Consider the following 12374-nt stretch of genomic DNA (forward strand, 5'->3'; position numbering starts at 1 on the left):
GCCTCAGGTGCCGCAGAAGGTCTGGTAGACGCGGTCGCTGGGCTCGGGCGGCAGGGCGTATCGGGCGGGCGGTGCCTCGAAGGGACGAAGCAGCACGGCCAGCAGCGCGTCGAAGGGGCCGAGGTCGAGGTCGCGCGTCGCGGCCTCCAGCGCCTCCTCCACCAGGTGGTTGCGCGGGATCACCTGCGGGTTCGCGGCGGCCAGGCGTTCGGCCACGCCGGGTTCGGTGGAGATGCGCGCCCGCCAATCCTTGGCCCAGGGCAGGATGGCGTCGGTGCCGGTGAATTGCGCGGCGAGCGGGGCGTCATCGCCGGCAGCGGCCTGGGTCAGCGCGCGGAAGCTGTTGGTGAAGTCGGCGCGGCTGGCCTTCATGGCATCGAGCAGGCCGAGGGCCAGCGCGTCATCGCCCTCGCGCGGCGTGCCGATGCCGAGCTTGGCCAGCAGCCCCGCCCGGTAATGTTCCTCGAAGCGCGGGCCGAAGGTGGCGATGGCGGATTTCGCCCAGTCCAGGGCAGCATCCTCATTCGTGTCGAACAACGGCAGCATGGCCTCGGCCAGCCGCGCCAGGTTCCACTGCATCACCCGCGGCTGGTTGCCATAGGCGTAGCGGCCGCCATGGTCGATGGAACTGAACACCGTCTCCGGGTCATAGGCGTCCATGAAGGCGCAGGGGCCGTAGTCAATCGTCTCGCCCGAGATGGTGGTGTTGTCGGTGTTCATCACGCCATGGATGAAGCCCAGCAGCATCCAGCGCGAAACGAGCGCGGCTTGGCGTTCCAGCACGCCTTCATACAACGCGCGGTAGGGGTGTTCGGCCTGCGCGGCCTCGGGGTCATGACGAGCGATGGCGTGGTCGGCCAGCAGGCGCAGCCCCTCCGCATCGCCGCGCGCGGCGAAGAACTGGAAGCTGCCCACGCGGATATGGCTGGCGGCGACGCGCGTCAGCACCGCGCCGGGCAGGGGGCCTGGTTCGCGCAGCACCATCTCGCCGGTCAGTGCGGCCGCCAGCGTGCGCGTGCTGGGCACGCCCAGCGCCGTCATCGCCTCGCTGATGAGGTATTCGCGCAGCACGGGGCCAAGGGCGGCGCGGCCATCGGCGCGGCGTGAGAAGGGCGTGGGGCCCGAGCCCTTCAGCTGGATGTCGCGGCGGCGCCCCTCGCGGTCCAGCACCTCGCCCAGCAGGATGGCGCGGCCATCGCCCAGCTGCGGCGTGAAGCCGCCGAACTGGTGGCCGGCATAGGCCATGGCGATGGGCTCGGCATCGGCGGGCAGGGCGCTGCCGGCGAAGATGGCGGCACCGGCCGGGCTGTTCAGCGCCTGCGCGTCCAGCCCCAGCTCGGCCGCCAGCGGCGCGTTCAGCCGCAAGAGTCGTGGCCCGGTGACTGGCGTGGGCTCCACGCGCGCGAAAAATCGCTCCGGCAGCTTTGCATAGGAGTGATCGAAGCCGAAGCGGATGTCGCTGAGCGTGTCTGGCATGCGGAAGAGATCGAACCGCGCGGGTTCCGCGACAAGGGGCTGCTGGGGCTAGAATGCCTGCCATGACCCAGGCCGAACGCATTCTGACACTCACGCTCAACCCCTCGGTGGATTTGTCCGCCGAGGCGGAAACCGTGCGCGCCGTCCGCAAGACGCGCACCTTCCACGAACGCTATGATCCGGGCGGCGGCGGGGTGAATGTCTCGCGCGTGGTGCGGGAACTGGGTGGGGACACGCTGGCGCTGGTCACCTCCGGCGGGGTGGCGGGGCGCTTCCTGGAGGAATTGCTGGCCGAGGGCGAAACCCCCTACCGGGCGCTCCCCATCGCCGGCCGCACGCGCATCGCCCAGGTGATCCATGAGATTTCGAGCGGCCTCGAATACCGCTTCATCCCCGAGGGCCCGCTGCTGGCCGAGGCCGAATGGCAGGCCGCGCTGGACGCCCTGAACCGCGAGGAAGGCGGCTGGGTGGTGCTGTCCGGCAGCCTGGCCCGCGGCGTGCCCGCGGATTTCTTCGGCCGTGCCCTGCGCCAGGCCAAGGCGGCGGGGCGGCGGGTGGTGCTGGACACCTCGGGCGCCGCGCTCAAGGCCGCGCTGGATGTCGGTGGCGTGCACCTGGTGAAGCCGAGCCTCGGCGAATTCGAGGCGCTGGTGGGCCGTGAGCTGCGCGAGACACCCGCTCTGGTCGCGGCGGCGAAGGAGTTGGCGGCCTCGGGTGCGGCGCGGCTGGTGGCGGTGACGCTGGGCAGCCGCGGCGCCCTCCTGGTCAGTGCCGAGGGGCAATGCTGGCGCCTGCCCGCGCCCGATGTGGTGGTGCGCGGCGCCTCCGGCGCTGGCGACAGCTTCGTGGCGGCCATGACCCTGGCCCTGGCGCGGGGCGAGAGCGTGGAGGAGGCCTTCCTCTGGGGCAGCGCGGCCGGCGGCGCCACCGTGGCGGCCGAGGGCACCGCCCATGCGCGCCGCGCCGATGTGGAGGCCATCCATGCGGCGCTGCGCCCGATGCTGAAGGGCGCCTGAGTGCGCGGCTGATGAGCAGCCGCCCCGGATCAGACGCTATACCAGCATCGCCATCAGAAGCGTGGCCGCCAGCCCGGCCATCAGGGGCGCGAAGAGCCCGCCCCGCCAGGCCAGCACGCCCATGGCCGCGCAGAACCCCGCGACCCGCCCCTGCCAGGGGATGAGGGTGAGCGACCCGGTGGGCGCCACCACCGCCAGCGTCACGAAGGCCGCCAGCGTGGCCATCGCGACACTGGCGGCCCAGCGCACGAAGGGGTGGTCGGCCCCGAGCCGCCCCGCCACGAAAAGCCCCGCCCCGCGCATGGCGGCGCAGGCAGCCACCAGCAGCGCCAAGGCCAGGTCATCGGCCGACATGGCGGCTCCAGAGGAAGGCCAGCGTGCCGCCCACCAGCCCCGCCCCCAGCAGCGCCCAGGCGGCCGGCAGCACGAAGGCGAGGGGGGCCGCCGCGACACCCAGGATGGCGGCGCGGCGGACGAAGGCCTGGCCGAGGTCGCTCGCCAGGATCAGGCCGAAATACAGGGGGTTCACAAACAGCAGCGCCGCCAGGAACCAGATGTCGAGCAGGGGCGCCACCAGATGCCCCACCAGCGTGGACAGCCCCGCCACTGTCCAGGAGGTGAGGCCGAAGCCCAGGAACCAGGCGAGCCGCCGTTCCACCGGTACCGCGGGCAGGCGGCGCATGGCCATGGCCCAGGGGGTGACGGCGATGAAGGGCAAGGCGAGGAAGCGGCGTGGCCCTCCGCCCAGCCAGGGGGCCAGCGCCACCGCCATCGGCACGAAGCGCGCATTGGCCGCGACGGCGCCGGCGACGGCGGGCAGGGCACCCCCCGGCGTGCCCAGGGCCGCGAGCAGCACGAGCTGCCCCGGCATGCCATAGACCAGCAGCGAGGCGGCGATGGCCCAGCCCAGCCCGAACCCCGCCGCCTGCACCGCCGCGCCGAAGGCCAGGAAGGTGGCGGCCATGGCCAGGGCGGGCACGCCCAGGGCCTCGCGGCAGGCGGGGCGGAAACTCATGCCGGCATGTTGGCCCCGCCCGGGAGTCGCGTCCATGGCGCGTGTCCCCTCCATGGCGTTTCGCGGCCATGATGAGGCATGATGCGCCCAGCATGGCCCGCAGAGGCCGGCGGGGAGGATGCGGAAGCCCCTTCGGCGCGCTCTGTTCCAGGCTTGAAGCAGACACGGAGGAGGAGACAGAATGTTACAATTTTCGCGGCGCGATATTCTTCGCGCACCCGTGCTGGCGGTGCCACTCCTGGCCGCGCCCGGCATTCTTCGCGCGCAGACCGCCGCGCTCAACCGTCCGGCGCGCATCCTGGTGGGCTTCCCTGCCGGCGGCACGGTGGACTTCACCGCCCGCCAGCTGGCCGAGCGGCTGCGGGGCGTCTGGGCGCCGCAGGTCGTGGTCGAGAACCGGGCTGGCGCCACGGGCCGGCTCGCCATCGAGGAGGCGATGCGCGCCGAACCCGATGGCGCCACCATCCTGCTGACCCCGGCCAGCATGATCACGATCTACCCGCACCTCTATGGCGAGCGGCTGCGCTACAGCCCCCTGCGGGACCTCAGCCCCATCTCGCCGGTGGTGGTCTATCCCTTCGCCATGGCGGTGGGGCCTGGCGCGCCGGGGGTGACGAACCTCGCGGAATTCCTGGCGCTGGCGCGGCAGCGCGGGGGCCTGGCCTATGCCTCGCCGGCCGCGGGCTCGGTGCCGCATTTCACGGGGGTGATGCTGGCCCGGGCGGCGGGGGTGGAGCTGAACCACGTGCCCTATCGCGGCGCGGCACCCGCCATCACGGACCTGCTGGGCGGTCAGGTGCCGGCCTCCATCAATGTGATCGGCGACATCGTGCCCCAGATGGAAGGCGGGCGGCTGCGCGTGATCGCGACCACGGCCGCGCAGCGCATCCCGCGCTTCCCGGACTTCCAGACCTTCGCCGAGCAGGGCTTCCCAGCGCTGACGGCCGATGAATGGTTCGGGGTCTTCCTGCCGGCGCGCGCGCCACAGGCGGTGGCGACGGCGCTGAGCGAGGCGTTGCGCACGGCCAATGGCAATGCGTCCTTCCGCGCGGCCCTGGAGCAGCGGGAGTTCACGCCGGCCCATGAGGACATCGCGCGCTTCACAGCCCGGATCCGCGAGGAGACGGAGAAATGGGGGCCGGTGGTGGAGGCCTCGGGCTTCAGGCCTGAAGCCTGACCCCAGGCAGGGGATCGCGGCGTGATCCGTAGGGGAGGATCACGCCGCGGTTGAAGGCGGCGCCGCGGTCAGCGACGCGGCGTCGAGGCCGGCATGCTGCCGGATTCGCCGGCGGGCAGGCGTGCCAGGCGGTCCGCCAGGTTCAGCACCATCTCGCGCAGCTCGCCGTGTTCGATCAGCGCGAAGCTCTGCATGAGGGCGCAGCTCTCGGCGTGGCGCTGGGCGCGCTCCAGCGCGGGCTCGGCCGCGCCATCCTGCTCGCCCAGGCCGTCAATCAGCACGGGCAGCGGCGTTTCGAGCAGCGCCGCCAGCCGGACCAACCGGCCGATGGACAGGCGGTCCTGGCCCAGCTCGTACTTCTGGACCTGCTGCGCGGTGACGCCGAGGCGTTCGGCGGCCTCACGCCGGGTGACGCCGCGGTGCAGCCGGAGCTGCCACAGGCGCTGGCCCAGTTCGATATCGGTCTCATCGGCGCGGCGCGCCCCGCGGGTTGCTTCCGCGGCGGGGCGGCGGGCCCGCTGCACCCGGCCCGGCCCGGCGGCATTGCGCGGGGGGGCACGGCGTTGCGCGAGCCAACCGCGGACGAAGCGCCAGGTGAGGTGGAATCGGCCATGGTCGTCTCACTCCTGTTCAGGGAACCTGACGGTGCATCCGACATGAGAGTGCGGATGAGGTGGAACAGCCTGAACCACCGCCAAGCAACATGAGATCAACCTGCCAGATGCCCAGCGGTTGCACAACTAGAACGTGCATAATGACAAAAGAACGACCGCGATGATTTTGTTTTTAACGAAATTTCGACCCATGCAATGTAAAATTTACATGCGCGGGTGAATTTCGGGCGTGTGCTTTACAAAGACCGCACACGCAAGGAGGGAGGCCGGGCACAGGCGCGGCCGGGTCCTGGGGCAAAGATGAGCGCCAATTCAAGGTTTTCCCGGCCGACACGAAGGTCGGCACGGGGCCCTTTTTTCAGAGCGGCGGCATGGGCGCGCCGACCGCACGGTTGATCCGCATCGGGCCCATGCCGCCCCAACCGCGCTCATATTGCGGCGGCACGGACAGGGCCTCGGTGGCACCCAGCGCCACGGCGGCGTTCAGCACCCAATAGGGGTCGCGCAGGAAGGCGCGTGCCAGCAGGATCATGTCGGCCTTGCCCTCGGCCAGCACGGCCTCGGCCTGGGCCGCCTCGGTCAGCAGGCCCACCGCCATGACCGGGATGCCCGCGCCGCGCCGCACCGCGTCGGCGCCCGGCACCTGGTAGCCGGGGCCGAGCGGGATCTGCTGCCCGGCATCGAGCCCGCCGGAGCTGACATCCACCACATCCACGCCCAGCGTCTTGAGGTGGCGGGAGAGTTCCACGCTCTCCTCCGTGCTCCAGCCACCCTCCACCCAGTCGGTGTGGGAGATGCGGACGCCCAGCACCACCTCGTCGGGAATGGCGGCGCGCGTGGCGGCCGCGATGTCGCGCAGCAGCCGGGTGCGGCCCTCGAAATCCCCGCCCCAGCCATCATTGCGCCGGTTCGACAGCGGCGAGAGGAAGTTGTGCAGCAGGTAGCCATGTGCCGCATGGATCTCGACCAACCGATAGCCGGCCGACACGGCCCGGCGCGCGGCGGCCATGAAGGCGTCGCGTGTGGCCAGGATGTCCGATTCGGTCATGGCGCGGGGTGTCGCATAGTTGCCGAAGGGCACGGCCGAGGGGCCCAGCGCCTCCCAGCCTGGCACGGCCGGACCCGAATCCCAGGCCGGCAGGCGGCTGCCCTTGCGGCCTGAATGCGCCAGCTGGATGGCGGGCACCGAGCCCGCGGCGGCGATGGCGGCCGCGAGCTTCGCATGGCCCTCCAGATGGGCGTCGCTCCAGATGCCCAGGTCGCCGGGGCTGATCCTGCCTTCGGGGGTCACCGCCGCCGCCTCGGTCATCACCATGCCCGGCCCCGCCACGGCGCGCGAGACGAGGTGGGCCAGGTGCCATTGCGTGGGCAGCCCGTCCTCGGCGCAGCAATACTGGCACATGGGCGAGACGCCGATGCGGTTGCGGAAGGTGACGCCGCGAAGCGTCCAGGGGGAGAAGAGATGGGTCATGGGCGGGATGATCCATGGAAAGCGCCGGCTTGGCAGCCCCCCGCAGGGGTTCCGCCGGCGTGCCGCCCCCAAACCCCTGGTTCCACTCCATTTTGCGGATGTGGCACTTGCCGGGCCGCCTTACGCGCGCGCAATATTCAGAAAGCTATGCCGCGTTACGCTTATTAAATGAGTCACCTGGGGCGCGCGCCCCTTGCGTCCAGGCTTGGCGCCTTCGTAGTGTCGCGCGCCTTGCGATAATGATGGGGAGTGCTTCCGGGTGAAAACCAAGGGATTATGTGGACATCATAGGAGGGGCCGTGATGATCGCGGTCGGCCTATGGTTCATGAATCATGCTATGGAATCTTATTCGATCGGCACGCTGCGCCGCATGGGTCCGGGTTTCTTCCCGGCGGTGCTGGGCGGGCTGATCGCGGTCTTCGGCGTGCTGATCGCGCTGCCGGCCTTCTTTCGCGAGGGTGACCCGCTGGGCTTCGAGGGACGGCCGTTCCTCATGGTCTGCCTCTCGATCGGCGTCTTCGCCTTCGTGCTTGAGCGGCTGGGCATGGTGCCCGCCATCTTCGCCCTGGTCTTCTGCGCGGCCTTCGCCAAGCCTGGCCCCAACCTGATTGAGAACCTCGGCCTCAGCGTCTTCCTCGCCGTCGCCGCGGTCGCGGTGTTCATCTGGGGCCTTGGCATCCCCATCCAAGCCTTCCGGTGGAACATCTGATGGAAGTTTTCGGCGATCTGCTCTTCGGGTTCCAGACGGCGTTTTCGCTGCAGAACCTGATGTACTGCTTCATCGGCGTGTTCCTCGGGACCTTCGTGGGCGTGCTGCCGGGCATCGGCGCGCTGGCCACGATCTCGATGCTGCTGCCGCTGACCTTCTACGTGCCGCCGACCACAGCGCTCATCATGCTGGCCGGCATCTACTACGGCACGCAGTATGGCGGCTCGACGGCCTCGATCCTGATGAACCTGCCGGGCACCCCCTCCTCGGCCGTGACCTGCCTCGACGGCTACCCGATGTCGAACAGCGGCCGCGCGGGCGTGGCGCTGTTCGTGACGACGCTGGCCTCCTTCATCGGCGGCAGCATCGGCATCGTGATCCTGACGCTGTTCTCGCCCTCGCTGGCCGAGGTGGCGCTGGCCTTCGGGCCGGCGGAATACTTCGCCATGATGCTGCTGGGCCTGGTCGCGGCCTCCACCCTCTCCCAGGGCTCGCCCGTCAAGGGCATCGCCATGGTGCTGGTGGGGCTGGGGCTGGGCATGGTCGGCACGGACGTGCAGACGGGCCAGCAACGCTACACCTTCGGCATTCCTGAACTCTCCGACGGTTTCAACCTGGTCGCCATCGCGATGGGTCTGTTCGGCGTGGGCGAGGTCATCGCCAGCGTGAACAAGATCCGCGACCAGAAGGCCGACCAGCGGCAGAAGATCACCTTCCGCTCCATGATCCCCACCCGCGATGACTGGAGCCGCTTCTGGTGGCCCATGCTCCGCGGCACGGGCGTCGGCTCCTTCTTCGGCGCGCTGCCGGGCACGGGCACGACCATCTCGGCCTTCATGGCCTATGCGGTCGAGAAGAAGATCTCCAAGACGCCCGAGCGCTTCGGCAAGGGCGCGGTGGAGGGCGTGGTCTCGCCCGAGGCCGCGAACAACGCCGCCTCGCAGACGGCCTTCATCCCCACGCTCACCCTGGGCATCCCGGGTGACGCGGTGATGGCGCTGATGCTGGGTGCGATGATCATCGCCGGCGTGCAGCCCGGCCCGCGCCTGATCACGGAGCATCCGGAAATCTTCTGGGGCCTGGTGGCCAGCTTCTGGATCGGCAACGTGCTGCTGGTCATCCTCAACCTGCCGCTCATCGGCATGTGGGTGAAGCTGCTGCAGATCCCCTACCGCTTCCTGTTCCCCTCGATCCTGATGTTCATCGCGATCGGCGTGTTCAGCGTGAACAACAACACCTTCGACATCTTCATGGTGCTGATCTTCGGGGTGTTCGGCTACTTCCTGATGCTGCTGCGCTTCGAACCGGCGCCGCTGCTGCTGGGCTACATCCTGGGCCCACTGATGGAAGAACACCTGCGCCGGGCCATGCTGCTCTCGCGCGGGGACCCATCGGTCTTCGTGACGCGCCCGATCAGCGCGGCCTTCATCTTCGTGACGACGGCCCTGCTGCTCTGGGCGATCTATGCGGCGATCAAGGGCAAGATCAACCCGAAGATCGACGACTGACCCGCCCTCCCTCGTGGGGGAAACCAGGCCGGCCACCTTCGGGTGGCCGGCTTTTTTCATGCCCGCCCGGTTGCCGGCCCACCGCCGCGCTGTAGCCTCGACCACCGGGAGGGACCTGATGGCCAGCGCTGCCAGCGGACGACGAGACGCATGAGCGCGGCCGATACCCAAGGTCGCGGCGCCATCCGGCGCCTCTTCGCCACACCCGATTTCCGGCGCATCTGGCTGTTGGGCGGCATCGCCAACACCATGCGCTGGCTGGAATTGCTGGCCGCGACACTCTGGACCTACGAGGCCACGGGCTCCGCCTTCATGGTGGCCGCCGTTGCCATGATGCGCGCCCTGCCCATGCTGCTGCTGGGCGCCGTGGCGGGCGCGCTGGCCGAAAGGCTGGATCGGCGGCGGCTGCTGATCGCGCTGCAGGCCAGTTCGGCGGCGGGGGCGGGGCTGGTGGCGCTGCTAGCGGCGCTGGGCTGGATCGCACCCTGGCACCTGATGGTGCAGGGGTTGCTGGCCGGCCTCGCCTGGGCGGGGGAGATGGCCACGCGCCGCCGCATGGCCGCCGACGCCGCCCCGCCCGAGGACCTGGTGCAGGCCGTGGCGCTGGACACCATGACGGGCAGCACCACCCGCGCCCTGGGTCCGCTGCTGGGGGGCGCGCTGTTCCAGCTCACCGGCTTGGCGCCCGCCGCCGCCATCGCCTGCGGCTTCCACCTGCTGGCGTTGTTCCTTGCCTGGCGGGTGACGCCGCCGCGGCCCGTGGTCCGCACGCCGCAATCGGCGCTGTCGGGCATCGTGGAGGCGGCCCGATTCGCCCTCTCCGAGCCCCGGCTGCGCATGGTGCTGGGGGTGACGCTCATCATGAACGTCTTCGCCTTCTGCTATGCGGGCATCCTGCCGGCCTTCGGGGCGGCGGCCTTCGGCGCGTCAGGGGCCGCGATCGGGCTGCTGGCGGCGGCCGAGCCCTTCGGCGCGCTGCTGGGCGGGCTTTGGATGGCGCTGCGCCGGCGCGCGCCGCCGGGGCTGTTTCCCTTCGTGGCGGGCAGCCTGCTCTTCTTCGCCTGCCTGCTGCTGGTGGTGTCCAGCCCCTTCTACATGCTGGCCTGGGTGCTGCTGGTGCTGGGCGGGCTCGGCACGGCGCGTTTCGCGGCCATGCAGACCTCGCTGGTCATGACCCATGCGCCGCCCGAAATCCGCTCGCGCGTGCTGGGGCTGGTGACGACCTGCATCGGCGCGGGGCCGGCGGGCGTGCTGCTGGTGGGCGCGCTGGCGGAACGGCTGGGCCCGCACGCGGCGCTCTACACCATGGCCACGCTGGGCCTTGTGCTGTTGCTGGCGCTGCTGCTCCGCGAGTGGCGGGTCAGCCGGGGATGAAGGCCTCGGCTTCCACCTCCACCAGGAAGCGCGGGTCGGCGAGGCCGGCCACGATCAGCAGGGTGGAGGTGGGGGCATGGCCCTCCAGCGCGGCGTCGCGCAGTGCGCGCCAGGGCTGGATCAGCGCGGGGTCGGTCAGGAACACCGTCACCTTCACGATGTCGCGCGGCCCCATGCCATGCGCCGCCAGGATGGTGGTGAGGTTGGCGAGGCTCTGGCGGATTTGCGCGGGGCCATCTTCCGGCACGCTGCCATCCGGCGCCACGCCCACCTGGCCCGAGATGACGAGGCGCTGTCCCGGCCCCTGCACCAGGCAGGCAAGGGAATAGCGCGAAGCGGGCGCGCGCACGCCCTCGGGGTTGGAGAAGGTCAGGCTCATGTCCGGGGCAACTCCTCGCGCGCGACGGGGGGCGGCGGGGCGGCGCGCTCGCCCTCCACCAGATAGGCGCGCAGGGCGCGGCGGAGCTGGAACTCGAACTCGGTGTTCAGGTCGAACATGGCCTGGCGCAGCATCGTCTCGGCCACCGCCATGCGGGCCATGGGGTCGCTGTCCACGGTCTGCATGCGGGTGGCGCTGGCCTCGGCGAAGCCCAGGCGCAGCCCCGCCGGGTTGCGGATTTCCAGGCGGCAGGTCAGGCGCAGGTCCAGCCGGTCCTGCGGCTGGGCGAAGAGGCCCTGCCCGGGCGGACCTGGCTCGCGCAGGATCTGCGCGCGGGTCACGACGAAGCGCGCGCTGTTCTGGGTGCCGAAGGCGAAGAGGCGGTCCTGGCCCATGGTCCGCACCGCCTCCGCCGCGCTGGGGCGCAGCTCCCGGCCCAGATCGTTCGGGCCTGCGAAGGCCACTTCCTCCTCGATGGCGATGGTCGCCACATCCAGGCGCAGCGGCGTCAGGTGCCGGTAGCCGATGGGCGGGCCTTCGACCCGCGGGATGGCGGGGGCCGCGCAGGCGGCGAGGCCCGCGGGCAGGGCGAGCAAAGCGCGGCGGGCGATCATGCGCTGGCCCCCCGCAGATTGTCCCGCGCGAAGCGGAAATCCACGTTGCAGAATTCGCAGGTCATGGTGATGGTCCCGTCCTTCGCCATGTGGTCGAGATCCTCGACCGGGAAGCCCTCCAACACGCCCGCGAGGCGCGAGCGCGAACACCGGCAGCCATAGGCCAGCGCCCGGGGCTGGTCGAGCATCAGCCCCTCCTGGTGGAACAGGCGGTGCAGCAGGCGCTCGGCCGGCAGCGCGTCGTCCAGCATCTCGGCCTCGGTGAGCGTGTGGGCGAGCGCCAGCGCCGTGTCCCAGGCGTCGTCATCGCCCGCGCTGTCGGCGATGCCGCCCTCCACCGCCACGCGCTCCATGATGAAGGCGGCCGCGCGCCAGCCGGCGTCGGTGCGGGCGCAGGCCAGGCGGACGAAGCTGCGCAGCTGTTCGGAGGTGGCGAAGTAGTTGGCCGTCATCTCCGACAGTGTGGCGCCCTCGATGGCGACGATGCCCTGGTAGCGTTCCATGTCCGGGCCCTGGTCGCAGGTGAAGGCCAGGTAGCCCTTGCCCAGCAAAGCGCGGGCCGAGGGGTTGCGGCCATAGCGGGCCAGCTTCTCGGCATCCACGCGCGCATAGCCGCGCAGGCCCCCCATGTCGGTGCAATCGGTCACGAGCATGGGGATGGGGCCGTCGCCCTTGGCCTGGACGGAGAAGGAGCCCTTGTATTTCAGCGCGGAGGCGAGGCCCGCCGTCAGCGCCATGGCCTCGCCCATCAGCCGTGCCACGGCCTCCGGGTGGTCATGGCGGGAGAGCAGCGCCTCGGCGAGCGGGCCGAGGCGCAGCAGGCGGCCGCGCACGGGCTTCTGCGCCAGGTGGAAGGGCACGACGCCCCGCGGCACCACGAGGTCGGGCACGGGCGGGCGGTCATGGTCGAGGAAGTCGGGCTTGGGCTGGGTCACGCCCTTCAAATAGCGTGCCCGGCCGCCCAGCGCACCCTACCCGACCACCAGGAGCATGATCTGCACCAGCGCGGCCACGACCATC

The 12374-nt window shown here is 70.9% G+C and carries 13 protein-coding genes; 5 read left to right on the forward strand and 8 right to left on the reverse strand.

The window, feature by feature from the left end:
• Positions 1-3: 3 nt before the first annotated feature.
• Complete coding sequence (locus ICW72_RS17210; RefSeq protein ID WP_191083826.1) at positions 4-1476, reverse strand: protein adenylyltransferase SelO; 1473 nt, start codon at positions 1474-1476, stop codon at positions 4-6.
• A gap of 62 nt (positions 1477-1538) precedes the next feature.
• Here ICW72_RS17210 and ICW72_RS17215 point away from each other — a divergent pair, with 62 nt between their 5' ends.
• Positions 1539-2492 carry a 1-phosphofructokinase family hexose kinase gene (locus ICW72_RS17215; protein ID WP_191083827.1) on the forward strand — a complete coding sequence of 318 codons (954 nt, stop codon included), beginning with the start codon at positions 1539-1541 and terminating at the stop codon, positions 2490-2492.
• A gap of 36 nt (positions 2493-2528) precedes the next feature.
• Here the strand turns inward: ICW72_RS17215 and ICW72_RS17220 are convergent, their stop codons facing one another.
• On the reverse strand, positions 2529-2846 hold the full coding sequence (locus ICW72_RS17220; RefSeq protein ID WP_191083828.1) for a hypothetical protein: 318 nt from the start codon (positions 2844-2846) through the stop codon (positions 2529-2531).
• Positions 2833-3507: an AzlC family ABC transporter permease gene (locus tag ICW72_RS17225; protein ID WP_191083829.1), complete on the reverse strand. Its 675-nt coding sequence runs from the start codon at positions 3505-3507 to the stop codon at positions 2833-2835. The genes ICW72_RS17220 and ICW72_RS17225 overlap by 14 nt, the downstream gene beginning before the upstream one ends.
• A 181-nt stretch (positions 3508-3688) precedes the next feature.
• On the opposite strand from ICW72_RS17225, the gene ICW72_RS17230 reads away from it, so the two are divergent.
• Entirely contained in the window at positions 3689-4684 is a 996-nt protein-coding gene (locus ICW72_RS17230; protein WP_191083830.1) for a Bug family tripartite tricarboxylate transporter substrate binding protein, read from the forward strand.
• A gap of 68 nt (positions 4685-4752) precedes the next feature.
• On the opposite strand, the gene ICW72_RS17235 is transcribed toward ICW72_RS17230, so the two are convergent.
• Together ICW72_RS17235 and ICW72_RS17240 are read right to left on the reverse strand one after the other, a co-directional pair.
• Positions 4753-5208: a helix-turn-helix domain-containing protein gene (locus tag ICW72_RS17235; RefSeq protein ID WP_191083831.1), complete on the reverse strand. Its 456-nt coding sequence runs from the start codon at positions 5206-5208 to the stop codon at positions 4753-4755.
• Between the two features lie 448 nt (positions 5209-5656).
• Positions 5657-6769 carry an NADH:flavin oxidoreductase/NADH oxidase gene (locus ICW72_RS17240; protein WP_191083832.1) on the reverse strand — a complete coding sequence of 371 codons (1113 nt, stop codon included), beginning with the start codon at positions 6767-6769 and terminating at the stop codon, positions 5657-5659.
• A 299-nt stretch (positions 6770-7068) separates the two neighbouring features.
• Between ICW72_RS17240 and ICW72_RS17245 the strand changes: the two genes are divergently transcribed.
• From ICW72_RS17245 to ICW72_RS17255, 3 genes are all read left to right on the forward strand, one after another.
• Positions 7069-7479 carry a tripartite tricarboxylate transporter TctB family protein gene (locus ICW72_RS17245; RefSeq protein ID WP_269749825.1) on the forward strand — a complete coding sequence of 137 codons (411 nt, stop codon included), beginning with the start codon at positions 7069-7071 and terminating at the stop codon, positions 7477-7479.
• Positions 7479-8987 carry a tripartite tricarboxylate transporter permease gene (locus ICW72_RS17250; protein WP_191083834.1) on the forward strand — a complete coding sequence of 503 codons (1509 nt, stop codon included), beginning with the start codon at positions 7479-7481 and terminating at the stop codon, positions 8985-8987. The genes ICW72_RS17245 and ICW72_RS17250 overlap by 1 nt, the downstream gene beginning before the upstream one ends.
• Before the next feature lie 150 nt (positions 8988-9137).
• The gene (locus ICW72_RS17255; protein WP_191083835.1) at positions 9138-10361 is read left to right on the forward strand and encodes an MFS transporter; all 1224 of its coding nucleotides are present in this window, start codon (positions 9138-9140) and stop codon (positions 10359-10361) included.
• Here ICW72_RS17255 and ICW72_RS17260 read toward each other — a convergent pair.
• From ICW72_RS17260 to hslO, 3 genes are read right to left on the reverse strand one after another with little or no spacing between them, the layout of a single operon-like run.
• Complete coding sequence (locus ICW72_RS17260) at positions 10348-10740, reverse strand: RidA family protein (protein ID WP_191083836.1); 393 nt, start codon at positions 10738-10740, stop codon at positions 10348-10350. The two genes, ICW72_RS17255 and ICW72_RS17260, sit on opposite strands and share 14 nt — an antisense overlap.
• A complete protein-coding gene (locus tag ICW72_RS17265; protein ID WP_191083837.1) occupies positions 10737-11354 on the reverse strand; it encodes a hypothetical protein in 618 nt (205 codons plus the stop codon). Before ICW72_RS17265 ends, ICW72_RS17260 begins: the two co-directional genes overlap by 4 nt.
• On the reverse strand, positions 11351-12298 hold the full coding sequence (hslO, locus tag ICW72_RS17270) for an Hsp33 family molecular chaperone HslO (protein WP_191083838.1): 948 nt from the start codon (positions 12296-12298) through the stop codon (positions 11351-11353). The genes ICW72_RS17265 and hslO overlap by 4 nt, the downstream gene beginning before the upstream one ends.
• Positions 12299-12374: the final 76 nt, after the last annotated feature.

This window comes from Roseococcus microcysteis (assembly GCF_014764365.1).
Classification (GTDB): Bacteria; Pseudomonadota; Alphaproteobacteria; order Acetobacterales; family Acetobacteraceae; genus Roseococcus; species Roseococcus microcysteis.